General features: G+C 57.4%; 13 protein-coding genes and 3 pseudogenes. 10 read left to right on the top strand and 6 right to left on the bottom strand.

The genetic code is table 11. The annotated features are described in order from the left end of the window. The 4 genes from repA to QA637_RS30945 all read left to right on the top strand — a co-directional run bounded on the left by repA (position 1) and on the right by QA637_RS30945 (position 4,789). Positions 1-1,224, top strand: coding sequence for a plasmid partitioning protein RepA (gene repA, locus QA637_RS28440; protein WP_283067722.1), 1,224 nt, complete (start codon positions 1-3; stop codon positions 1,222-1,224). After that, the gene (gene repB / locus QA637_RS28445; protein WP_283067724.1) at positions 1,221-2,246 is read left to right on the top strand and encodes a plasmid partitioning protein RepB; all 1,026 of its coding nucleotides are present in this window, start codon (positions 1,221-1,223) and stop codon (positions 2,244-2,246) included. The genes repA and repB overlap by 4 nt, the downstream gene beginning before the upstream one ends. A 198-nt stretch (positions 2,247-2,444) precedes the next feature. Next, positions 2,445-3,659, top strand: coding sequence for a plasmid replication protein RepC (gene repC / locus QA637_RS28450; protein ID WP_283067726.1), 1,215 nt, complete (start codon positions 2,445-2,447; stop codon positions 3,657-3,659). An 872-nt stretch (positions 3,660-4,531) separates the two neighbouring features. Further along, positions 4,532-4,789: a hypothetical protein gene (locus QA637_RS30945; protein WP_346283798.1), complete on the top strand. Its 258-nt coding sequence runs from the start codon at positions 4,532-4,534 to the stop codon at positions 4,787-4,789. Positions 4,790-4,954: 165 nt separating this feature from the next. Here the strand turns inward: QA637_RS30945 and QA637_RS28460 are convergent. After that, positions 4,955-5,973, bottom strand: a pseudogene (locus tag QA637_RS28460) (Fic family protein). 226 nt (positions 5,974-6,199) lie between these two features. Further along, on the bottom strand, positions 6,200-7,375 hold the full coding sequence (locus QA637_RS28465) for a site-specific integrase (RefSeq protein ID WP_283067728.1): 1,176 nt from the start codon (positions 7,373-7,375) through the stop codon (positions 6,200-6,202). 71 nt (positions 7,376-7,446) lie between these two features. On the opposite strand from QA637_RS28465, the gene QA637_RS28470 reads away from it, so the two are divergent. Together QA637_RS28470 and QA637_RS28475 are read left to right on the top strand one after the other, a co-directional pair. Next, complete coding sequence (locus QA637_RS28470; RefSeq protein WP_283067730.1) at positions 7,447-7,725, top strand: type II toxin-antitoxin system Phd/YefM family antitoxin; 279 nt, start codon at positions 7,447-7,449, stop codon at positions 7,723-7,725. Further along, positions 7,712-8,143, top strand: a complete 432-nt coding sequence (locus QA637_RS28475; RefSeq protein ID WP_283067732.1) for a plasmid maintenance toxin (PemK-like) — start codon at positions 7,712-7,714, stop codon at positions 8,141-8,143. Before QA637_RS28470 ends, QA637_RS28475 begins: the two co-directional genes overlap by 14 nt. 23 nt (positions 8,144-8,166) lie before the next feature. Here the strand turns inward: QA637_RS28475 and QA637_RS28480 are convergent. Continuing rightward, positions 8,167-8,426, bottom strand: a pseudogene (locus tag QA637_RS28480) (DUF7673 family protein). A gap of 191 nt (positions 8,427-8,617) precedes the next feature. Here QA637_RS28480 and QA637_RS31085 point away from each other — a divergent pair. The 4 genes and pseudogenes from QA637_RS31085 to QA637_RS28500 form a co-directional block, all read left to right on the top strand. Beyond that, a pseudogene (locus QA637_RS31085) lies at positions 8,618-8,894 on the top strand (RHE_PE00001 family protein); the annotation flags it as partial. A 21-nt stretch (positions 8,895-8,915) separates the two neighbouring features. Further along, positions 8,916-9,602 carry an RHE_PE00001 family protein gene (locus QA637_RS28490; protein ID WP_283067734.1) on the top strand — a complete coding sequence of 229 codons (687 nt, stop codon included), beginning with the start codon at positions 8,916-8,918 and terminating at the stop codon, positions 9,600-9,602. 221 nt (positions 9,603-9,823) lie between these two features. After that, the gene (locus tag QA637_RS28495) at positions 9,824-12,154 is read left to right on the top strand and encodes a sensor histidine kinase (RefSeq protein ID WP_283067736.1); all 2,331 of its coding nucleotides are present in this window, start codon (positions 9,824-9,826) and stop codon (positions 12,152-12,154) included. Between the two features lie 2 nt (positions 12,155-12,156). After that, the gene (locus QA637_RS28500; RefSeq protein WP_283067738.1) at positions 12,157-14,199 is read left to right on the top strand and encodes a hypothetical protein; all 2,043 of its coding nucleotides are present in this window, start codon (positions 12,157-12,159) and stop codon (positions 14,197-14,199) included. 229 nt (positions 14,200-14,428) lie between these two features. On the opposite strand, the gene QA637_RS28505 is transcribed toward QA637_RS28500, so the two are convergent. From QA637_RS28505 to QA637_RS28515, 3 genes are read right to left on the bottom strand one after another with little or no spacing between them, the layout of a single operon-like run. Beyond that, the gene (locus QA637_RS28505) at positions 14,429-19,684 is read right to left on the bottom strand and encodes an FtsK/SpoIIIE domain-containing protein (RefSeq protein WP_283067739.1); all 5,256 of its coding nucleotides are present in this window, start codon (positions 19,682-19,684) and stop codon (positions 14,429-14,431) included. Between the two features lie 7 nt (positions 19,685-19,691). Further along, the gene (locus QA637_RS28510; protein WP_283067741.1) at positions 19,692-21,161 is read right to left on the bottom strand and encodes a methylation-associated defense system protein MAD7 family protein; all 1,470 of its coding nucleotides are present in this window, start codon (positions 21,159-21,161) and stop codon (positions 19,692-19,694) included. A gap of 43 nt (positions 21,162-21,204) precedes the next feature. Further along, the gene (locus QA637_RS28515; protein ID WP_283067743.1) at positions 21,205-22,980 is read right to left on the bottom strand and encodes a hypothetical protein; all 1,776 of its coding nucleotides are present in this window, start codon (positions 22,978-22,980) and stop codon (positions 21,205-21,207) included. Positions 22,981-23,105: the final 125 nt, after the last annotated feature.

Consider the following 23,105-nt stretch of genomic DNA (forward strand, 5'->3'; position numbering starts at 1 on the left):
ATGGCGATAGCAAACCGAGTGGAATCAGCTGTTGGCTCGCAGGAAGATGCTGGCAGCAAGATCATGCGCCATGCCGGGATTCTGTCTGGGCAGTTGCAGCAGCTCAGAACTCGCATGTATCCGCCAAGATCCGAAAAAACGCTTCGTTCATTTTCGACCAACGAAGTGTCGAAGCTGACCTCGATACCCGATTCCACCCTAAAGCTCATGTCCACCGAAGGACGCGGACCGGTCCCTAGTCGGTTGGAGAATAACCATCGCCTCTACACGCTGGCCCAGATCAATGAATTGCGTGAATTGTTCGCGAAGCAGAAACCTGCAGACGCTTTGCGGTTCCTCCCTCGCCGTCGCGCCGGCGACCATCTTCAGGTCCTTGCGATAGCCAACTTTAAGGGCGGCAGCGCGAAGACCACAACCTGCATCCACCTTTCCCACTACCTGGCTCTTCAGGGCTATCGCGTCCTTGCACTGGACTTGGATCCTCAAGCATCCTTGTCCGCCATGTTTGGTGCGCAGCCAGAACTCGACGTTGGGTCGAATGAAACGATTTATGCCGCCCTGCGCTATGACGAAGCCGAACGTCGTCCAATCCGGGATATCATCCGCAAGACATATTTCGAAGGAGTCGATCTAATCCCGGGCAACTTGGAGGTGATGGAGTATGAGCATGAAACTCCCCGCGTTTTGGCGAACAAGTCGAGCTCTGGCGCAATCTTCTTCGAGCGACTGAAGCTCGCCCTTTCCGAAGTTGAGGCGGATTATGACGTCGTGATCCTGGACACTCCGCCTTCGCTTGGCTTTCTGACTTTGAGCGCAATTTATGCCGCGACCAGCATGATCATAACGGTGCATCCAGCCATGTTGGACGTTGCGTCGATGAGCCAGTTCCTCCTGATGATGGGCGATCTGATTAGCGTTCTGAACGAGAGCGGCGCTCAGCTGGACCAGGACTTCATCCGGTATTTGATCACACGGCACGACCCCAATGACGCGCCGCAGTCGCAAATCGTTGCGATGCTTCGACACTTGTTCGGTAATGACGTCTTATTGCCGACTGCCATCGAGAGCACTGCCGTCGAGGCTGCTGGCCTTGCGAAACGCTCGATATACGAGCTCGAGATGGGGCAGATCGGGCGCGATACCCATAAACGTGCCCGCGAGGCAGTAGACGCCGTTAACGAGGCGATTGTTCGCCTTATCAACGACAGTTGGGGACGGACATGAGCAAATCCTCTCGTAAGTCAATTGTCGCTAGCTTCGGACTGCTTTCCGCAGAACTGGAGAACAAACTGGCGAGTGATCAGCAGCCTGCGCCCTCAGTTCCGTCCTCGGGCAAACGCGTCGGAGCTGGTGTCATCGCCGTGGCCCACCGTACGATCGGCGAAATCCGGTCAGAGCGAGACCAGTTGAAGGCTCTCGTCGAGTCTGGCGGAGGTGCAGTTCGCGAGCTGGATCCTTCTCTCATCGACCCCTCCCCTTACCCGGACCGACTGCCGGACGATGACGAGACAAGCTTCGAGGCGTTCAAACGTTCAATTGAGGCCGACGGGCAAAAGGTCCCCATCCAGGTCCGGAGACACCCCTCGTCGCCTGGTCGCCATCAGATCGTCTACGGTCACCGGCGCTGGCTTGCTGCCAAGCAACTCGGCAGACCCGTTCGGGCCATTGAGGTTGAGATTTCCGACATCGATCTTGTCCTCGCGCAAGGCATCGAGAATGCAAGCCGTCAAGATCTAACCTGGATCGAGCGCGCTCTGTTCGCGTCTCGGATGGATGATGCGGGGATTAAGCCCCGCCATATCTACGCCGCGCTTTCTATTGAGGACGCTGAACTGGCGCGTATGCGGAACGTCTATCGCATCGTTCCGGCAGATATCATCGAAGCGATCGGGCGGGCGCCAAAGATCGGCCGGCCTCGCTGGCTCGATTTTGCCAAGGTGATTGCCGGCGACCCGCGTACTCTCGATTCCATTCGGACTGAGCTGGGCAGCAAGGGCAGAGCTCCCGAAACTTCCGACCAGAGGTTTCAGCGCGTCCTCAACGCCATCAAGCCAGCCGCCAACAGGGCCGTTGAAGCGACTCCGATTTCGGACGGAAATGGCACGAGGCTTGGCGCGTTGGTGATGTCCCCGAAAGAGGTTCGAATTTCGGCCGAGGGATCGCTTGGGATCGAGTTTTTGAAGTTCGTTGAGGCGGAGCTACCAGAACTTGCTGAGCGCTTCGCCCGTCAGCGAGAACACGAATAACCCTGACAGCTGTCAGGATCTCAAAGACTATTGAGGAAAGGAAACGCAGCAAAAGAAAAAGGCCCCCAAACGTTGCCGTCGTGGAAGCCTCTCTCTGATTTAGCACCTCGAGAATCGCATTTCCACGAATCCTAGTCAAGAGTGTTTGGCGTCGTTTTCGGCGGTCGGATTTCTTTTGCCATTCGAAGGTGAAGGAAAATGCAAAGTGGAAATGTGACGACGCCCTTTGGGCGGCGGCCGATTACGCTTGCCTTGGTTCGGCAACAAATTGCCGCAACGGAGATCAAGGCCGGCAGATCGGCTGACAAATGGAAGGTCTTTCGGCACGCTTCTGAAGCGCGGAAAGAGCTTGGACTGCAGGACCGCAGCCTCGCGGTACTCAACGCCTTGTTGACCTTTTATCCAGACAATGAACTCCGCCAGGACGGGCAACTCATTGTCTTCCCGTCCAATGCGCAGCTGACACTCCGCGCCCATGGCATTGCGGGCGCCACGCTTCGCAGACATCTAGCACTTCTGGTTGAGGCCGGTCTTATTGTGCGCAAGGACAGCGCCAATGGTAAACGCTACGCTCGAAGGGATAGGTCAGGCGAGGTCGAAAGTGCATTTGGCTTCGACCTCTCACCCCTGCTCAACCGCGCCGAGGAGCTCGCCCAGATCGCCCAGCAAGTCGCTGCTGACCGAGCAGCGCTCCGGAGGGCGAAGGAAGATCTCACCATATGCCGGCGGAACGCCCGCAAGCTCATCACTGCCGCGATCGCAGAGGGCGCGGATGGGGACTGGGACAAAATTGAGTCGGTATATGTGGAGTTGGTTCGCCGCATACCGCGTTCCCCAAGCTTGTCCGATCTGGACGACCTGCTTCATGACCTGAAATTGCTGCAGGAGGAAATTCTCAACACGTTGGATTTGCAGCGAAAAGAAGAAATTGATAGCACCAATGATGCTCACAATGAGCGTCACATACAGAATTCACATACCGAATCCATATATGAACTTGAACCTAGCTCTCGAAATGAGCAGGACGCGACGCGGAGCCAACTCAGCCAAGTTACGAGCGAGCCGAAAAAGAGATTTCCTCTGGGAGTGGTGCTGAAGGCCTGCCCTCAAATTGCCGATTATGGTCCAGGGGGCACAGTCGCGGGCTGGCGAGACCTAATGTCGGCGGCTGTGGTCGTCCGTTCGATGCTCAGAGTCAGCCCTTCAGCTTATGAGGATGCCTGCGATGTGATGGGTGCGGAAAATGCCGCCGTCACGATTGCCTGCATTCTCGAACGGGCGGAGCATATCAACTCGGCTGGCGGATATCTGCGAGACTTGACTTCAAAGACAAGGCGCGGCGACTTTTCGCTTGGGCCCGTTTTGATGGCGCTTCTGAGAGCTCACGGGCAAAGTTCGAGAAAAGTCGGGTGATCGTGAAGGGCTGTGGCCAACTCTGACAGCTGTCAGGGTTTTAGTCTCGGTTTTTATCACGGAAAGATAGGTGCAGCGCGGGCCACCCGGCTACGCTTAAGGGGCCGGACAGATCCACACCTCAGCGAAGCGTCCAACTGCATCCACCAACTATAGGATTGGCTGAACGGAGCCAATGATGTTCTTGAACCTCGTGAAAATGCGAAAGTGACGGAGGTGAGGCGAGCGGCTTCTGAATTTGGAGTGCACCTGTCGAGGCTGCGATCGAAACGCTATCGCGATCGACAGAACTCGAATCCGTCTCTCACGGAACTGCCTGAGTCCACATCCATTCGTTCACAATCGGTGGGTGACGATCAAAGACCCTGCAGACGGGGCCATAGCATGCCGATCGCCTTGGGCACATTTGACCGGAGAAAGATATTAGACCAGAGGAAGTTGTTGCGGCCCTCATCACTCCACGTGACCGGCATCGGATCTTCGAGGCGCGGGGCGTTGGACATCCTTTGCGATTGTCGCAAAGTAATGGGCTTGGCGTCTCAGCGCTCGCGACGAAGAATCTGCAGTCTGGAAAAATCGCAAGTGAATTTGGGTTGGACGATGTTGGACGGCGTTAGCGAGGTAGAGATCCCGCGATAAGTCGGCGGGAAATATTGACAAATAGGCAAGATATCGTGAGCCGTAACATCTTGGCTGCGAGCGGGAGCTGGCCCAATTAGGCAACGTCCCTACGTGCCCTCCGAATTTAGAGCCCGGAACCCTCTCCCTTTCGCGGAGAAGAAAAACCCTGACAGTTGTCAGGGTTTTGGACCGGCCCTTTTTATTCTTCACCGACAGACAAAGCCGTCATCGCTGGTAGCAGATACTCTTGCATGTGTATTGAACCAACTTTGCGGCACGGCTTTGCCGCGGGCCTTGGCCTCCTTCATGCCGGACTTGGTCCGCTCCGCAATTGGCGCGCGACCACCGGCAAGGAAAACATCTCCTGCGGCGTCAACGTCTCGATGGGCCGCGCTGGGACTGAAATGTGCACCCGCGTCCGTGAGTTGGTCGATGATGTCAAGGAGAGGGCTTACCGAGCGCGCCGGTCGAGCCGAACCACGACGAGCGTTTCGCCGCCGTCGACCTAATGCAGCTTTGAGAGGGCAGGGCAGGCACGGGAGGCATCGCGGAGCCGCGCTCCGCGATGGTCAGGTGGCAGCATGCGGCTCGTTGCTCCATCTCCTGCACTTTTGTCGCCTGGTCGTCGGTGGACACGCGTGCGTAACCAATCATCCGGCCACAAGGAGCAGGTGTCATCGCGGGCGGTTTCCGGTGAGGAGCTCGAGTAGGATGGGATTGATATAGAGTTTCTCGCGGCCGGATTTCAGCTCTGCGAGAATTCCAGCATCAACCAAGGCCTTCAGGTAGACCGCCGCGGCTTGACGCTTTGCTATACCGGCCGTCACGACGTCGGAGATCCGGCAATAGGGGTGGACGAAAATCACCTCCGCCAGCTCGCGCCCGTCTGATCGAGGAGATCGCGGATCGCGTGGATCTTCCTGTTTGACCACTCCGCGGTTTCGCGTATGCCCGCGAGCATGTAGAGGATCCAGTCCGCCCAGGCGCCTTCGGTAGTCACCCGCTGGAGCCGGTCGTAATAGGTTCGCTTGTTGCCGATGATATAGCGGCTGAGATAGAGCACGGGAATGTCGAGCAGGCCCTTGTCGACGAGATAAAGGAGAAGGGGTGAATTGCTTCAAACTGGTAGTGCATGACTGCGAGGCGGATCAGCGGATCGATGTCTTCGGCCTCGTGGATATAGCGCTCCCAGTTTGAAAGCTTGTCCCGTAAGAGGTCGCGACCCTCGGGAGGCGTGTAGATAACCTCCCCCGTGGCTTCATTGTATAGCGCGGTTCCCGGCGTGGCGCGTATGTCGAGCTCAATGCCCTTGATCGTCCGGCAGACTTCGATTGCCATTGCTGTCGAGACCGGCCGCTCCTGAAGCAACTGGAAGCCCTGATGCAGCGCGGTCCGGTAGCGCAGAGCCTCCTTGGTTGCGGCGTCGGGCGGGTTTGCCGCATCGCCGGCAAAGCGAAACATGCAGTCCGTCGTCGTAACGATGGTTTCGATCTCTGAGCTCGCTTGTGCTTCAAGCAAAGGGATGGAATTGATTAGCACAGACTGGTTTGGGATGAGTATCTCCGGATACCTTGAGCTCTGCCAGAGCAGCGCGCGCGGCGATGCAGGCCTTGAGGATGGCCTTCGTCTCAATGTCTTCGCTAGGCGGCAATGTTGGCAGATCGTTGTAGGGGCGGTCGGGCCGGAACGGCATGCTAAAACTTTCATTGTTCCGGCTGACTTGTCTCCGCATATGTCGCTGGCGACGACATGTCGCCTAAACGTGTCGATACAATCGCAATTTATCGACATATCCTGCCGATCGTTGGCGAACGTTTCTGGTAGAGTACCCGCGCTCGTACAGGAGCCTCCAAACTCGTCAAACCAGGACGATCAGGGACCCTGCGGGCGGAAATGCGCTGCTGATGGTGTAGCGCACTTCACGTCACAAGACGTGCCGCCCGGCCCGTCTTTCGCTCGGCATCGTTGTAGTAGCGCGCCGCCTGGGCTACCGACTTGTGCAGCGACTGCTGCATCGCCTCAGGAAGCGGAATGTCGCGGTTGGCGGCCTCGGTGAGATAGCCGGATCTCAACCCATGCGCCGAAAACAGCGCCGGGTCGAGGCCAGCTTGTTTGCAGCGACTCTTCAGGATCAGGTTGACCGACTGCGGCGTCAGCGCCCGCCGGTCGACGTTGCCCCACTGGTCGATGCGCCGGAAAACGGGCCCATCCTTGATTTGCGCGTCGAACAGCCATCGCTTCAACACGGTGACCGGCCGGCCGATCAACAGCACATGTTCGTCATCGTCGGCGCTCGTCGTCTTGGTGCGGCCGAGACGGATCGACAGGCAGGGCAGGGGAGGGGAGTCCTTGTCGGAGGGATCGGCGCGCACCGGTTCCTCGTCGGTCAGGTCCTCGACGCGCAGAGCCGCCACTTCCGAGCGGCGACGGCCGCCGGAGGCAAAGGCGGCCAAGAGCAGTGCCCGGTCGCGCACATCGACCAGCCGATCGCCTGCGCAAGCCTGAAGCAACTTCGCCAGGATCTCGACGGTCACTGCCTTTTTGCTCTTGCGCTGGCGCGGCCGATTACTTGCCTTGACCGCCAGCCTCAGCGCGCTCTTCAGCGATGGCGCGCCGAAGGCGCCGGTGCGACCGCGCCAGCGGGTGAGGATCGACCACGACGTCAACCGCCGCCGAACCGTGCCGGGCGCGTGCGGGCCGGGGGCCCTGAGCAGGCGCTCGGCCCGTAATCCCGCCTCGACCTCGGCCGGCATGCCGTGGGCCGGGTCCTCGCCGCGTTTGACCGGATCCCAGAGATGGTGGGCGACGAATTTCAAGAGCAGTGCTTCCGGCGCCGGCCAGGGGAGGGGGGCTCCGGTCGCCAGCTGGCACCAGGCCTCGAGATAGCCGAGGTCCGAGGCAAGCGCCCGAAGCGTGTTCTCGCCCATGCCCTCGCCGGCGAGATGTTTCAGCGTCGCGACGTCGTCGTCGGTCAGCAGTCCGGCGAGCTGGTCGCGCCGGTCGAAGGGGAGGATGGCGTCGAGTGCGTCGAGCTCTTCGGCGCGGCGATGCACCGCTTGGCTGTTCGCATCCGCCGCTTTATGGTTTTTGATCATGGCTTCCAGCCCCTGTGTTCTTGCGAAAGTTACGGAAAATCCGTATATTCCGGACAAATGGAGTTTTTGATATGACGTCGACCGTGACCGCCGCTGCGGTTTCCAAGAATTTCGGGGCCTATCAGGATGCCGCCGTGCGCGAGCCGGTGATCATCACCAAGAACGGCCGCCCGCGCACCGTGCTCATCGCCTATGAGGACTATCTGCGGCTGTCGCGGCGCGATCGCCGCGTCGAGGCGACGGGGAACCTGAGCGAGGCCGATCTCGCCGCGGTCGAACAGGCGGAAATGGAGCCGGGTCTCGATCATCTCAATGCCGAACTCTTGACGGACAAGAATGCTGCCGACTGAAATCAAGGTCGGCCGCGTCTTCCGCTATTCCTATCTCTGGCACTGGCAGCATCTCGAAGGCCGCGAGGAGGGCGACAAGGACCGACCCTGTCTGGTGCTGGCGCTGGTGACGACGCTCGAGGATGGCACACCAATCGTCCGCGTGCTGCCGATCACCCACACGCCACCAGCGAGAAGCGACGAGGCGATCGAGATTCCGCCGGCGACGAAGCGCCGCCTCCGCCTCGATGACGAGCGCTCCTGGATCGTGCTCAGTGAGAGCAACCGCTTCGCCTGGCCGGGACCGGACATCCGACCGGTCGACAGCGACAGCGGCTATTTCGGGCCATTGCCGCCGGCCCTGTTTGCCGAGGTGAAGCGCCGCTTCGTCGAACTCGCCCGGGCGCACCGGCACACGCCGACGGCCCGGACCGATTGAACCTGTCATGACTTCCGTCCTTTTTACGCCGGCTCCCGTCGCCACCGCGCGATGATCGCCTCGATCTCGCCGCGTCCTCCTCCCGCGCGAGCCAGGTGAACACGGTGGCCATGTCCTCGGAGACGTCGCGGTCGACGGCAAACAGGTCGGCAATGTCGAAGCCACCGAGCGCATCGGCGTTCCACCAGGCAAGCAGGAAGTTCGCCACCCGGCGGCCTTGGCCGGTATCGTCGTGGGCGATGTTCAGGAGCTTTTCGAGGGCAAATCGGACCCGGTCTTCCATGTTTTAAGCTCCCAGCAGCCGCGATTTGGGGCGAATCTAGGCGATTTGCGACTCTAAATCCATCACTATCGATACTTGAAACCTATCGATAGTGAGTGGTCGCGAAGAACGGCGTCCGGATGACGGAAAGATAGCGTAGTTTAGCTTCCGGTTGTGATATTTTTGACGTTAATTCATATGGTTAATCGTTCATTAACCCGGCCGTCTACTGCTGCTGCAGCCGGTGTTTGAGGCCCACTGCGCTGGCGCTCGACGAGCGGATCGCAGTTCGCCCTCGGTCGGGGCCGGATCGAACAACCGCATTTTGCCGACGCCTGCGCCTCGCTGTGGATCGACGGCGAGCTCGTGCACCTCCAGGATCTGGTGCTGCACGATGCCGGCCTTGACGTCCGTGCGCCCACCCATGAGCTGACCATTGCCCGAGACGTGCTGCGATCCCGCCGGCGGATTGCGACGCAGCCGCCCGGCTGAGCGCTCGGTCTGGACGGCATGCGCCGGCTGCGAGGGCAGGGCGCCGGGAGTAAAGAAGTTGACAAGGTGCACGCAGCGGCAACCGCGGTCGTCGATCAGCGGCCGCGCCGGTTGCAGCCCCTGCCGGGGGAGGGACGTACGATCGCTCGCTGCGGAACTGGCCACGATCGACGTCGTGATCGCCGCGTCGTGCTAACCGAAACCGAAGGTCTGCCGCCCGTGCTGCGCGCCGCGTTGTTGCTCGACGCCTGGAATGAACTGGAGGTCCTGCAGCACGTGTCGTGGCTCGGCCGGCTGCTCGCGGCCGAGGCGCTGCGGCAAGCGGGCCTCACGACGGCGGCGCATCTGACCGCTGTCAATCTTGTCCTCAAAACCATTGCCGTCGAGCGCCGCCGCCATCGCGCTCGCGACACCCGCCTGCTGGCGATCCTCAACGGTGTCGTCGCGGCCGCGGAATTCGGCCTCAAGGAGCACGACCGGCTGGCGCTCGCCAGGCAGATGATGGAGCGGCGCCTGGTCGGCCGGCGATCGTCCTCTAATCTGCCGGGCCTGATCGAGATCGTCATCTCGCGGCCGCTGGTGTCGGCCGGCATGGTCGCCGAAATGCTGAAGGTGACGCCACGGGCGGCGCTCAGGATTGTTGGCGAGCTCGGTCTTCGCGAGATGACCGGCAGGGGGAGGTTTCGGGCGTGGGGAATTCTGTAGGGACGGGGCAGGTTGTGATCGAACTCGACATTTAAGCATCGAAAAAACGACTATCCTGCTCTCGTTCGGGGATGATTGCCCCTCGTCTCGCCCTGTGAAATCAGCATCGAGGCTCCCATCATCGCCGCAGAGGGAAGCAAATGGACGGATGCGAGTTGCGATTGAAATCCCATTAAGTACTTTCGCATAGTGTGTCAGCCACACGTTATTCGGGAAGTGACATGGCATTTCAAATATTGGCTCGAACAGTTCTCGAGCTTGGCGCAGAATTGATCAGCTCTGACGGTATCGCCCTTTATGAACTGATCAAAAATGCGATCGACGCTGAGTCTGAAAAAGTCGTCATTGAGGTTCATATCCAGTGTCTTCGGTCGCACTTCGACACGTTGATTGCAGCTGTCGAAGAGCCCGGCGCTGACGCGACCAAGCTTAGGGCACGCTTTGAACAGGCCACAAAGCTGACGAAACTGCTCAGCGTCGATGCCCGTGCCATAGCCTCGATGCGGGAACAAATCGCGGTTATCGCCGATCCTGAGGCACTCGTCGCCACCTTGTGGCAGTGGTACGACGAGCACAACTTCATCCGTGTCATTGATACTGGCAATGGGATGAGCCTCGAAGATCTGCAGGAAGTCTATTTGACTATTGGAACCCGCTCGCGCCAGGAAAGCAAGGAGACGCTGCTTCCCGGTCAAAGGGCACCCCTCGGCGAAAAGGGCGTTGGACGTCTCTCCACAATGCGGCTCGGCGAGAGGCTTACCGTCAAAACGACCAAATCGGACGAGACGAACTTCAATCTGCTCGACATTGACTGGAGCCTATTCAGTCACTCATCCAATGCCAAACTGCATGAAGTGATGGTCGATCCGGTTCTCGGCCCCGCGAAGATCGCGAAGGAAAACTCGGGAACGACAGTCATCATAAGACGCTTGCGTGCGGACTGGACCCTAGAAAAGGTCACCGCGATCGCTAATCAGGAGTTCTCAAAGCTAGTTGATCCCTTCGAGGACGGCGTTGCGAACAACTTGATACAAGTCTTTTACGGCACCGATCGCGTCTACATTGATGAGATCGACACCCGCATTCTGGAACTGGCACATGGACGGTGTGAAGCGAAATACGAGATTGTCGAGGGCCGCCCGCGGCTTTGGGGGTCTGCAACCTATGATCTCCGCGAAAAGCGCCGGACATTTGACCTCAACGTCACCGACTTGTTGTCGGTCGTGAAGACCTCGGGTCCCGAGGCGTTGGTCTCGCTCGGGCCGTTCACAATGGAAATGTGGTGGTTTAACCGTCGCCTTCTGCACGCTGTCGGTACGCTCACGCGAAAAGACATCACTTCTGAAGTGGGCAAGTGGTCTGGTGGCTTGATGCTGTTCCGCGATGGATACCGAGTCAATCCCTATGGCGGCGGAAGCGACGATTGGCTCGAACTAGACAAGAGGGCTTTCGCTGCCAAAGGGTTTAAGCTCAATCGCCAACAGGTTTTAGGACGGGTGAAGATCAGCTGGGAGAATCGTGCCCTGACCGACCAGACCAACCGAGAAGGTCTGACTGAGACAAGAGAAAAGCAGGCCCTTGTCAAACTCTTGCAGCATGTCCTGCTGACAGAGTTTAAAAGTTTCCTCGATCGAGAAGACAAGGCCGCGCGGATCCAAGAACAGACTACCCTCGAGAACATCGAGGAGAAGATCGAAGCCTCTGAGACTGACATCAAGAGGAAACTTCAACAAATTGAACGTCTACTGCCTCCTGAAAACAAACCCCTTATCGCCAACGCGCTGGCAATGTTGCGCGACCTTACGGGGTATCTCAACGAAGTTAAGGCTTTGAGCGATGAGGTTGCTAATGACCGCGCCCAGCTTGTTCATCTAGCTGGTATCGGCTTGATGGTTGAGTTCATTATGCACGAACTAGCGCGAACTGCCGCTGCGACCCTGTCGACGCTGCGAGACATCGATCGCACAGAGCTACAGCGGCCTACAGCATCTGCGATCTCGGTCCTTTCGGATCAGCTGGTCACCATTGAAAAGCGGGTCGCCAACCTCGATCCGATTAGTGCCTCCCGCCGCCAGAACAAAGAGAATTTTGATGTCGCGGAAACACTCCGCGACATCATTGGCGGGAGAGCGGGGCAGCTTTCTCGTCACCAAATCGAAGTGACGGGAAGTTTTCGGGATGCGCGGCCCTGGAAAGTCAAAGCGGTCAAAGGCATGTTCATCCAGATCGTCGAGAACCTGCTTTCGAATTCCTTCTATTGGATGAAGCAACAGGAAAAACTTGAAGACGGATACCGGCAAATCCTCACCATCGAGGTGGATGCCGACGAAAAGTTCGTGAGCATTACCGACAATGGGCCGGGCGTGTCCCCCGATATGGCGAGCGAAATCTTCCAGCCATTCGTGACACGGAGACCTGCGGGTGAGGGACATGGCTTGGGTCTCTACATATCGCGCGAGCTCGCGACTTATCATGGCTGGACGTTGGATATCGAGCGCGCCGAGACGGTCCAGCCGAACAGATTCAATACATTTTTCTTAGATATGGGCTGACAATGATCTACACGAATGAACTGAAAAGCGTCTTCAAGAGTGCCGGAATCAAGAAGGTTGCAATTGTCGACGACGCTTTCGACCAGATCGATGTCAGCAAGATCGAGCGATCAGGGTTTATCGCATCCCGAACTGCTGCGCGTGAGATGGTGGGCGCAAACGCGAATGATTCGACGATAAACCAGCTCGAAAAACGACTTGGCAAAAGACATGCGGAAATCTTCGCCAATCATGACGACCAGGAGGTCGTCGAAGAACTTTGGAAAGTCTATTTGATCGAGGAGGTCGACAGCCCAATGGCGGAGTTGCTCGGGCCGATCTTCCGGGCGATCGGGGTCGACAAACGTGACAAGCTTCGGCCCCTGAGGATATTGAAGAACATGCTTGTCGAAGAGGCCAAGGTTGTGGTCGATGAGCTGGACAGCTCTACGCGTGCAACCGATGTCGTCGACTATGACCTGGTCTTTCTGGATTTCTATTTAGGTGACGACGTACCGAACACGGCAAGCGAAAAACTGACCGAGAAGATGAAGAGCGACGCCAGAGAGCGCTCGATTAAGTTTCTCCGCGACTTGGTCGATCTGACACAAGAGCAGGGAGGCAAGCGCATCCCACTGGTCATGCTGATTTCTTCGCTCGCTAGCCCTGATCATCTGCCGGCGTTTAGATCTGGCGCCAAAATGCTAGCGAGCAAGATGGCGTTTCTGCCGAAAGAGTATGCCGAGAAAAATGTCGCGCGCATGCAACACACCATTATCGGCCTTGCGCAGTTCCGCGGACAGGCGGACGCCCTTTGGAGCTTTTTGGAGGAATGGAAACAAAGCGTCGATACCGCCGCTAACGACATGATGTCTTCGTTGCGCGAACTCGATCTGCCAGATTACTCCTATATGCAAGAATATCGGCTGACGACCGAACGAACGCCGCTGTCGCAGTATATCAGCTCCCTTTTCAGCGGCCGACTAGTCGATATGGTCGAGCGTGAAATGGAACGCCGACAGGCGTCATCCCACCTTAAGGAGCTCAAGCTTCCGCAAGCCATCCCCGGGCGTGTTTCGCCAACCGCCGCCATCACTGACCTGTACAGCTCGTTGACCACAAGCCAGGTGCCGATAGCAGAAGGCGACTTCCAGCCGCGAGCCTGGGCGGGCGATGTCTTCATCGACTTGACGACATACAACGAGGCGTTCGGGACGCAACTTCGCGTGAAGAAGAAGCGGAAGAATATGCCAAAGGTGCTGGCAGTGGTGACACCCGCTTGCGACCTTATCCCGGAGCGTTCAAAGGAAAATCCATTGCGAATGGTGACGATGGTTGGCGGGGATCTCGTGCCGCTAGCGGACACTGATGCTCCAACGACCCACCTTCTGATGTTGAATAAGAAGCCTTATGCCATTCAGTGGAATACAAAATGGCCCTTTACGGTCGGAATCGAAAGCATGAAAACAACTGAGGCTCTAGCGGGTCGCTATAAATGGGCAGCACGCCTAAGGGATCTGCACCACGCGGAGCTCCAGCACATGTTGTTTGCCGACGTCGGCCGCGTCGGCGTGCCGGTATCACCAGTCATGTCGGAATATGTCGGGGTCACCATCCTTGCAAAAACAGGCCGCGACGGTGTCCCCGGCGGCTATGAAACAGTTTTGGACTTGACTAGTAACACGCATCCGGGGTGGACTTTCACCACCCAAAAGGGACGCGCATTTTGTCTGCGCGATGACATCGCATGGACAGTACGCGAATGGGTCCAAAATCGGCATGATCAGATTCAGTCCAAGAAAATCGTGAAGCTTCTTGAAAAATCTAATCAACCATCGTGGCTGGCCGACATGCACAGACCCATCCTGTTCAAAAAAGGTTCCCTCAAATCGAACGCGCCGAGTACGGACGGTGTCGCGTATCTGCGCTGCAAAGCGCTGAGTGAAATAGATTTCACGAAGCTTTCGCAGGAATTCGCGGTTGTTTTCTTGAAATCTGCTGCGGAAGAATCAAACCTCGAACAGCAGTTCGAACTGCGACCCACAGATCCGGCGCTAGTGGTCTGAACGCGAACTGGCGGCGCCAGTCATATGTCTCTGCGATATTCCATTGATCGAGCGGACTAAGCAGCTATTGCGCACGTAGCCTTCGTCTTCGCGGTCCAAGCCGCCAATTTATCACTAGCGAAAGCGCTTCCTTGGAAAAGAAGGTGCTAAAAAAGCTTTGAAACGCTGTATGCGACAAAAAAGGAAATCGCAAATGCGCAATCCCGGCTCCCTCTCTATCGTTGATCCTCTATTGTTGATCGCCACGTCCTCGAATTGCCGCAACTACGTCTGATACGAAGCCCTCTGATGCGAATGGAACCTGAGCATAGATTAGGCTCTGTTCGCCCTCCGCTCTGACTATCATGTGGCCCTTGCCCAGCAGCCTTTCAGCTCCACGCTCACCAAGAGCAATCTCAGATGTCCCCTCGGAGTCGACGCGCAGTATCAGCCTGTTTCCAAGCTGCGACCGCAACTGCATGGGCATCACATTCGCCTCAGGTCGCTGAGCTGCGAAGATGAGATGGATGCCTGCCGCCCGCGCCTTTACCCCCAACCTTCCGACTGTTGATGTAACCGCTACTCGGTAATCATCCGTAAGCATCCATTCCGCAAATTCGTCATGAATGACCCAGTAGGTCGGCAGCACCTCAGCAGGCGTAGCTTTAGCGTTATAGGCAGTGATGTTAGCGACGCGCGCTTCTTTGAAGGTTCGATAGCGACGGTCCATTTCTAGAACCATACGCTCCAGTTGGTCGATGGCCGTCTCCTGTTGGTCAATGATACCGTCTTCCAGATGAGGAAGCGCGTCAAAGGCGAAGTAATCGACGCCTTGCTTCGGATCGATCAGAACGATCTTCGCATGACGTGGATCGTTCGTTGCTGCAATCCCCAATATGATCGATTGCATGAGCACTGATTTTCCAGAGCCAGTACTGCCGGCAATCAAAGTGTGCGGTGCGTGTCGCTGGCTAGGCGACAGTATGAAAAGCTCGTTATCATCTTCTCTTACTCCGATCACAAGGTTCTGGTTCCCAGTCGGTGAAATTGTAGGCTTCCATCGGCTCCAGAGACTTTGGATATCCACGATTTGCCGCTGAGTTCGCGCGACATAGATTGCGATTGCACCTGGCTCAGGCCTCACGGAAATGATGTCCAGGCGATGTGTCGTCAGGAGCTCGGAACGACGCTTGAGAACCTGTTCTACCGTCAAATTTGCGCTTCCGCTGAAACGCAGAATGGCAGCATTCGGTGTCAGCTTCTGGTCAATGAGTTTTGCTTGTAGACCGAGTTGTTGAAGGGCGCTGCGAGCCATCATAGCGGTGTTTGCCAACCACTCTTCATCGGCCTCCGTTTGCCTCGGGCTGGTGTCAAGGTGCCGTTCGACGATCTCTGCCACGCTACTCGCCGGAGCGATGGTATTGGTCACTTCCGGTTTAAGCGCATTCTCGTCACTGGGCTTTTCAGCGGGTGATGGAGGGGCAGATCGGCGGTCATCGTTCTCAGCGACAGGTTCGGACTTTGCTTTTGCAACGGCTCGCGGCGCATCCGACCTGGGATTGATGGTCTGGCCGGGCGTATGCGGCGCCGGCACCTTGCCGTAGATTGGGTCGATCGACGTCAGCAGCGCCTCAACGTTCGCGTTGGCTATGTAGGCTGTGATCAGGTCCTTGAGTTCCGCCCGACCGAAGATCATCTGTCGGCTAGCGGGCGCCCCGCTTACTTCGCTGAAATCTGTAACCGTGGAACCATCTAGAGCGGTCGGAACGAAGACATGACTTAGACCGACCACCTCAATCCGGGCGAGGCCATCTCTGATCCGCCGGCGCCAGTCCACTAGAGGAACATTGCTGGCGGCCGGAATCTGAATGCCGTCTAGCAGAAGATCACCCAAACGAGACAGCCATGACTCGCGATCGAGGCGGTCGGGCTCAAACGTGGCATCAATGATCCGGCGCATCGTGTCGCGGAGCTGCTTTTCCGATTCCTTGCGCTTCGACGGGAAGGAGACAGCATCGACATACTTCGCCTCCGTGACGATGATCCGCAACGTCAGTTGCCCACTGGCATCGATCGCCGGAGACAATGCAAGAATGTCGGCCTGTGTTTCCTCGCGGGCTCCAAGCCAACTCGCGTAGTCGTCAAGAAAATACCACCCGACAAGGCGGTCGGCCCCGAGAGATTGCCGGGCGAGGAACCGGCTCAAGACGACGCCAATGAGCTCACCGGCGGCTTCACCACGTTTTGCGGCTCGCAACACGATGTCGCCCGAAATATCATTCGCGTCACCGATGAAGCGGTCCGCGAGTGCATTGATGTCCTCAGGCGATAGATCGAGCTGCAGTTCCTCGAGCCGCCGGCGTACCATCGCGCGAAGGAGGGTGAGTGGGGCGCGAGACGAAATCACGACATTCCGGCCCTGTGTCGCGGATTGCTTGTACCGAATTACGCGGACGCTCTGGTTCTGCAATTGGCGACGATCGAGCAATTCGTCAAAGTTGACGACCCACGCGCCCAAATCATGCGTTTCTTCGAAAATGCGGGCTGTGCGGTCATCTCGGAAATCAAGCTGGCGGACAGGAAGCAGTCGTTTTCCGTCCTGTAGATCCTCGTCATTTTTCAGGAACGCTGTTGTTGCAGACAGGAACGCCCAGCCTTCGCGGCTTTGCACGGGTGAGCACAGGTAAACGCTCGATTTCAAGTCATCCATTGCACCGGGGCGCCGGCGCGACCATCGCGCCGGTAACAGCGTCGCAAGATCAGCCGGATCAGCAGACTCCCGATACCATTCGACCGACGCATGCCGAGAAATCACGTCTTGACTGAATACGATATCATACGGTCGCCCATCACGCGGATCTGGCGGTGGAGCCTGATCCGCGATGACACTTATGCGTAATCTCGCCATGAAATCTTGGGTAATCTCGGAAGCCGCCAGTACCTCAGCGGACCCACTCGTGCTTGTCAGAATTGATCGATAGATATCACGAAGCCGAGTTCCGTCCGTGTGACGCAACATCACCTGGCACCTCATGTCTTCGTCGTCGTTCAGCTCGCCAAGACCATCAACCAATTGCTGGGGAAGACGCGCTGAATCGCAATTGTAGAGAACAAGCGACATATTCGCCCGTTCATGAGGATGCAGGTTGAGGTAGCGCTGCGTCAGATCGAGGAGGCAGTTCGTCCCGGCCTTTGCGTCGTCGTTTGTTTCTCCTCCTCCCGCTCCATCGAGCACAGGTCGTTCGTGAAGCGAATAGTCGCCTTGATGATCGGCCAGCGAGAGGAGCTCCGGTTTGCGGCCGCTCCAGGAGACAACCACCTCCGGATAGAAGACGTGCCGTATATCTTCAGCAAGATCTCTGAAGAAGAGCTTCGTATCGCCATCGAGGCCCGCGGGCAGGTCGATAATTTTGCGCACGACCTCTCGAACGAGATGAGCTTTCCGCCAGATAGCCGCGAGTCTTAGAGGGTGCCACGGCGCAACAATCGCAGCAGCGGCTCCGTCGCCAACTGGGGCCTGACCCAGCTCCAGGAGGGGGCGCAACAGCAAGTCCTTGTTGCGATCACCGGGTGCTAATGTCCGGACGAGATCAAGTAGCTCCGCATAACTCGCAGCCTGGTCGCGACACACGGGATTAGATGCGCCTTCGGTCCGGAATGACCTGATCGCGGTCTGATAACGCTCGCAGAATGACTCGAAACTTGCAGAGAGCGTCGTCGAAACGGCCGCGTCGATAAGGTCCTGCTCGAGCGCAGCCTTGAGATTGGCTTGCCAGATCAGGCGCAAGTCACGCTCGCGTGTATAGGTTGGGACGAGCGATCCACGATCCCGGTCATAGGCCGGGACTAGTGTTTTCACGTCAGAGAGATCGATCGAACCGGGCCGACGACCGGCCATTCCCGGTTCTCGACCGCATTGAAGCGCGACGAAAGCATTGCTGCACAAGCGGTCCCAATCGTCGCTCAATTGTGACGAGATAACATCCGATCGATACTTCCAAATGAGCTGCGCGGAGGCGATAGAGGTCCCACCTTCGAAATCGGTCGTTTCGAGTTCCAACTGGAACCGTAACTGCAGAGCTGCCTTAGCAGTTGATCGATTGATCGCCGACTTGTCCTTGGCATCCTGCCACCCGCGTAACACGGCAGGATAGTCCATCAACGAGCCAAACTCGATTGCCACGTTCGTGCCCAGCAGCTTCGGCAAACCAGCATATCTGAGCGAGAAGAAAAGGCCGGCCTCCGTATTTAGGCTGCGTAGATCCCGTTTAGTCAGGGAGTCACACCGGATGGTTAACCTTCGCTCCACACCAACCGCCGCACGGGCGTTCAGCGTGTCCATCATCATCGCTACGCCTGATAGGAAATCCTCGGTCTCCAGCGGCCGCCCATAGATAAATTTGTCCCAGGAAGACTTAAGCTTGCGGTCCTCTCTAATTTCGTCACGGTGGCGTTCGTAGAAATCAATGTCTTCAGGTTCTGGGCTGGCAGTCGTCTTTCTTCGTGCCAGAAGCTCCAGATGCTCCTCGTCGTCCTTTGACAGGAGGTCCTCAGGCCCCTCCGAATAGAAGCGTTGAGTATCTTGGCCTAGGTTGGTCTTTTCCCTAGCCAAACCTTCAAAGAGTGGCTTCACGTGCTCCCAAAGGCAGTTCGCCAAGGCCTCAGAGCTGGAATTCCAAGCAGGTCGGCTTTCGATGAAAAGCTCGACAACGGGGTGAACGATCTCAGGAATTACATCTCGAGCCTTTTCGAAGGCATCCCGCAGTTCGGACTCCGAGATGACGATCTGGTTCGGGTTTTGCTTGAGCAGATAGGGGTGGCGCTTCCGGCGCAACCCGATGTATTCGCGTTTCCAAACCGATGCATGACGCCGGGACTTGTCCTTGATCCCGGCAAAGGCCGCCGGATCACGGGGAAGCTGGAGCGCTGGAAGCGCGTAGCCAAGAGCTTCGATGATCGGGTAACCTTCATCGATCACTGCCTCTCGGGTTGCCACAATGTAGCGGGCAAAACGCTCAAGCGCTACAGAGCCCACTTGGCTCAGTCCCGCAAGAGACCGCTCCCACCAAGCTTTCGCATCATCAGTCAGAGCGAGACCCGCACTTGCAGCAGAAACCCATGCGGGCAACCGCTCAATCAGCTGAGCGGCTCCAATAGGCGTGACCTCGTGAAGGGACATATCTTCGGCCTGTCCCTCATCCGCACTCGCGTTTGTAATGAGAAAAGCCGCCTTCTCACAGTCCGCGCTCCGATAGAATGTCGCATTGCGGTCAGTTAAGATTTCCTCAGGTAAAGCGTGCCCGTCGAAAAGAGTGCGGGGTAGCTTGATGTCGACGCGCTCGCTCAAGAAAACGTCGGCCAGGACAGCGCGTGTGACGGCGAGTGTCTGCGGAATGCTCAGACCGTCCAACAGGAATCTGGCAGTGCCGGCCTCTCCACCTACATCCCCCAATTCCTCCTTGAGGATCGAGCACGCAACTTTTCCAATCAGTTCGTGGATATCCATGTTGTAGTCACATCCTGACCGAAAGCGGGTTTTCGACGTAAGCGCATGCATCAGAAAGACGCCGCAACATACCAAGCGTTCTCAGCCGTCGCTCGAGGCGGGCTGAGTTCATTTGGAAGGATTTTCGATCAAACTCATCGTCGGACAGCACCTGCACCGCCTCGCGTTCGCCGATAACAAGACCGTACCTGCGATAAAGGAGGTCCAGGAACTCGCTGTAATCCATGCGAGTTTCGACATTCGCTAGTATCAGAGACTTCAGCAGTGCATCCGTCGGTGCGTAACGGAGCTGGCTTGTCCCTCGCCGAGATACCAGTCCAGCGCCGGCGCCGTATGCGCGATGGACAGCGGCGACATGCTTACGATGTCGTGCCTGGGCGGCTCTCTTGAGATCGGCTAAGAGCTCGGCTTCGTCAGGCTGTCCGCTGTAATCGTCTACTTCCGGCCATCGGACGATATCGACAAGCAAACGTCTGCAATCCGGGAACGGCGTCTCGCCAAGACGTCGGCGTTCCCACTCTTCGCTCCTGCCAATCGCGTCGATATAGGCATCGACCGCTCGCGATGGTAACGTGTCGTTGAGCTGGAAATTCGAAATTGACAGTTCGCGGATCGGGGTCCGTTTGGGTGCAATAATCTCACAAATAAAGTGGGGCTTCGGAGAGAAGCAGTGGACGGCTGCGACGACCAGCTGGTAACGCAGCAGGTGCAACGCGGTGAGCGCCGCTAAGTGGGGGTAGGTGTCAAACCGGGGAAGGGGGCCACGTAGAAGGGACAGCCAATCTTGGGCAAGATCATCAAACGTCTCGTGTCGCGCATAGGGCAGGTAGCTGTTGCCGCGCGTTGACCGGTCTTCGTCGTAGTCGGGTTCCATCAGTTGCAGGAGACGATCGCAAGGATCTCCATCCAGCATTTTTGCGATCTCTGGCGCCAGTTCGGCCGCATGCGACGAGCGGCACAGCATCTGATAAACGAGCTCCCCTGGAAGGCCAAAGTTGATGTACTCGCGAGACGCCGTCAGGCTCAGATCTTCGTATAGGGCATGCCGCCCAAACGGGAACACGAAGCGCGAAGACCAACGTTTGTTCGGCCCATTCTCGATGGTCGTACCGCGTAGCATGGACACCAGCGCGACAAAATCTGAGAACGAGTTGAATCGCTTGCGCAAGTACGAGAAATCTCGAAGAGGAACGCCTTGTGCGCGATTGGCGATCGCCGCCAACCATTTGTCCCAGGAAGCGCTTTCCGCCAGTTTTTCATCGGCGATCCGTAGCATCGGCTCATTGTTATAGAGGATGTTTCGGATATACATTCGCTGCGCCGGTTTAAAACGGAGCGGATACAGCTTTCCTTCGTCGTCAAGTAGCGACCGGTCTCTATCCTTTGCTTCCGCGACACCCAGGAACTCTAGGAAAATCAGCCAAGGCGTGGTCGCGTCCCATAGGCGGTGGCCCCAGATCTGCTCATCGATCCACATATCGTTTTGCGGGTGATCATTTCGCGGAGGCGGCGGTAGGGTCTCAAGCACAATTCACCTCGATTACATCATCCACAGGCTCGCCTTCGCCGTTGAGGCCAAGAATTCTGAAGCTGAGGTCATTCGTTTCCGCCGCCGGGCGAGACCGGGAGAATGCGGCCAGAATGGCGCTTTTGAACGCGAGGATGTCCTCGTGACACTCCTTGGAGAAGCTGCCCGGCAGTGCGCCGCCGGCAACCCGCATGAGGAACTCATAACGAACGAGGTTTAGTTTCAAACTTACCTCGATCCCATTGTCAATTTGGACGACCAGGGTCGGTAACGTCCCGTTCCGGAGCTCGATGCGTTCGTAGCGCCTAGGTGCAACGCTTATCCGCTCTATCAGAATCTGGCTAAGGCCTGCGGCCGAACCTGATAGTCCGGCGGCGATCAAAAGCTCTCGGTCGGTTGTGACCAGCATCCCCGTGAAGATCCTGTTCAGACCATTCACCAGACGCGCGGTTATGGATCGGCTTACTTTTCCAGTATCTTGAAGAGGCGCAACCACGTCCCGCAAGAATTCGCCAGCGTGGCGAAACACTGTGAGATCCCATAGCCTCAAATCTTCGGACTGGTCATCGCGGATCTGAAAGAAAATGGCGCGACGTTGCGCTTGAAGGCTGCTCAAGAATGGATGTTCGTCTTCCTGCGTTGCGTCAGGCCGCTCAAGATAAGCATTACGCAGGGCAGAAAGATCATCTAAGGCTTGGGAAGAAAACGCCCCCTCCACCAAGCTTTCATAGTACGGGCGCAGTGTTTCATCGGATGGACCAAATACGAGAATGTTGTCGATCCTGTTTGTCGTCTCATCCCCTATGCCAAAGCGGTTCAGGAACTCGAAAATCTCCAGGCTTTCCCGCCTCGCGGGTGTCAGATTCGCGCCAAAGAGATTTTGATGGATGTCCGCTATGTGAGCCCGGCCGGCGCGAATGTACGGCCGGATATCGGTCGGCGACATCAGCCGATCTTTTGCTGCTGGGTGACCGAGCAGCATATTTGCGATTAAGAGGAGCACTCGCCGGATCGGCGTATGAAGCTCATTCAGATCCATCAATTCAAACAACTGCCGCAATCGCGACTTGAACTGTGGAGACGATAAGACTTCGTAGTTGCGCCGGATTGGGCACGCCTCAGAAAAGAAACCCTCCGCCTCCGCTTCTTCATAGGCGGCCGCCCAACCGGGATGAGCGATGATGGCCTCCAGCGTCAAGTCGATGATTTTCGCGCAAGGGACGGCACTTAAGTTGAAAAATGCGACGTCACCCTGACTGGTGGGTTTCCCTTCGACCAGGCATGTCTCGAGGAGATCATAGCTTTCTTTCCATAGCGGAACTTCTGCGGCCCTCCGCCATGTATCGAGAAGTTGCCCATCGTTTGCTGCAACGACGAAAATCCAATCCGGGTCAAGCGAAAAGAAGCTTCGGTTGACCTCCGCTAGCAGAGCGTTCTTACCCTCCCAGATCCCATAAGTTCCCTGGGCAGGGAGGGCCGTCAGGTCACGGATGATGCCGACAGTTCGAACGCGGCCGGCGATTTCCGAAGAGATCTCCTGATAGATCTCGTTGGCAGTCCACTCATCAGAGCTTCCACCCAGTTCGGTCCAGAGGCGGCCACAGAGCCGGCTCTTTCCGTCGCCCGCCGTTCCGGTCAAAATAATGGAGCGAGCTCGTTCTGCGGATTTCGAGACGGCCGCAAAAAGATCCACCTCAAGCGGATGCGCGAAATCCAAAGCCTCAACATCGTATCGGCGGGCAGATCGGCGGATCTGCTCGTCGTACATATTGTCATTTCTTGAGATCGGTCCGTACTGTCGTAAGAAGCGAACCCATCGGCCCCCCAACCCACTCATCCCATCTGCCCCCGATACCCATTCGCTGGTCGATACGCGACCGACTCCTTTCGATC

The organism is Sinorhizobium terangae, from assembly GCF_029714365.1.
Lineage (GTDB): Bacteria > Pseudomonadota > Alphaproteobacteria > Rhizobiales > Rhizobiaceae > Sinorhizobium > Sinorhizobium terangae.

What these genes read in the sequence shown, in the direction of transcription:
- repA (WP_283067722.1), top strand. Translation starts at nt 1, where the DNA reads ATGGCGATAGCAAACCGAGTGGAATCAGCTGTTGGCTCGCAGGAAGAT.
- repB (WP_283067724.1), top strand. Translation starts at nt 1,221, where the DNA reads ATGAGCAAATCCTCTCGTAAGTCAATTGTCGCTAGCTTCGGACTGCTT.
- repC (WP_283067726.1), top strand. Translation starts at nt 2,445, where the DNA reads ATGCAAAGTGGAAATGTGACGACGCCCTTTGGGCGGCGGCCGATTACG.
- QA637_RS30945 (WP_346283798.1), top strand. Translation starts at nt 4,532, where the DNA reads ATGTGTATTGAACCAACTTTGCGGCACGGCTTTGCCGCGGGCCTTGGC.
- QA637_RS28465 (WP_283067728.1), bottom strand. Translation starts at nt 7,375, where the DNA reads ATGATCAAAAACCATAAAGCGGCGGATGCGAACAGCCAAGCGGTGCAT.
- QA637_RS28470 (WP_283067730.1), top strand. Translation starts at nt 7,447, where the DNA reads ATGACGTCGACCGTGACCGCCGCTGCGGTTTCCAAGAATTTCGGGGCC.
- QA637_RS28475 (WP_283067732.1), top strand. Translation starts at nt 7,712, where the DNA reads ATGCTGCCGACTGAAATCAAGGTCGGCCGCGTCTTCCGCTATTCCTAT.
- QA637_RS28490 (WP_283067734.1), top strand. Translation starts at nt 8,916, where the DNA reads ATGCGCCGGCTGCGAGGGCAGGGCGCCGGGAGTAAAGAAGTTGACAAG.
- QA637_RS28495 (WP_283067736.1), top strand. Translation starts at nt 9,824, where the DNA reads ATGGCATTTCAAATATTGGCTCGAACAGTTCTCGAGCTTGGCGCAGAA.
- QA637_RS28500 (WP_283067738.1), top strand. Translation starts at nt 12,157, where the DNA reads ATGATCTACACGAATGAACTGAAAAGCGTCTTCAAGAGTGCCGGAATC.
- QA637_RS28505 (WP_283067739.1), bottom strand. Translation starts at nt 19,684, where the DNA reads ATGGATATCCACGAACTGATTGGAAAAGTTGCGTGCTCGATCCTCAAG.
- QA637_RS28510 (WP_283067741.1), bottom strand. Translation starts at nt 21,161, where the DNA reads ATGTGGATCGATGAGCAGATCTGGGGCCACCGCCTATGGGACGCGACC.
- QA637_RS28515 (WP_283067743.1), bottom strand. Translation starts at nt 22,980, where the DNA reads ATGTACGACGAGCAGATCCGCCGATCTGCCCGCCGATACGATGTTGAG.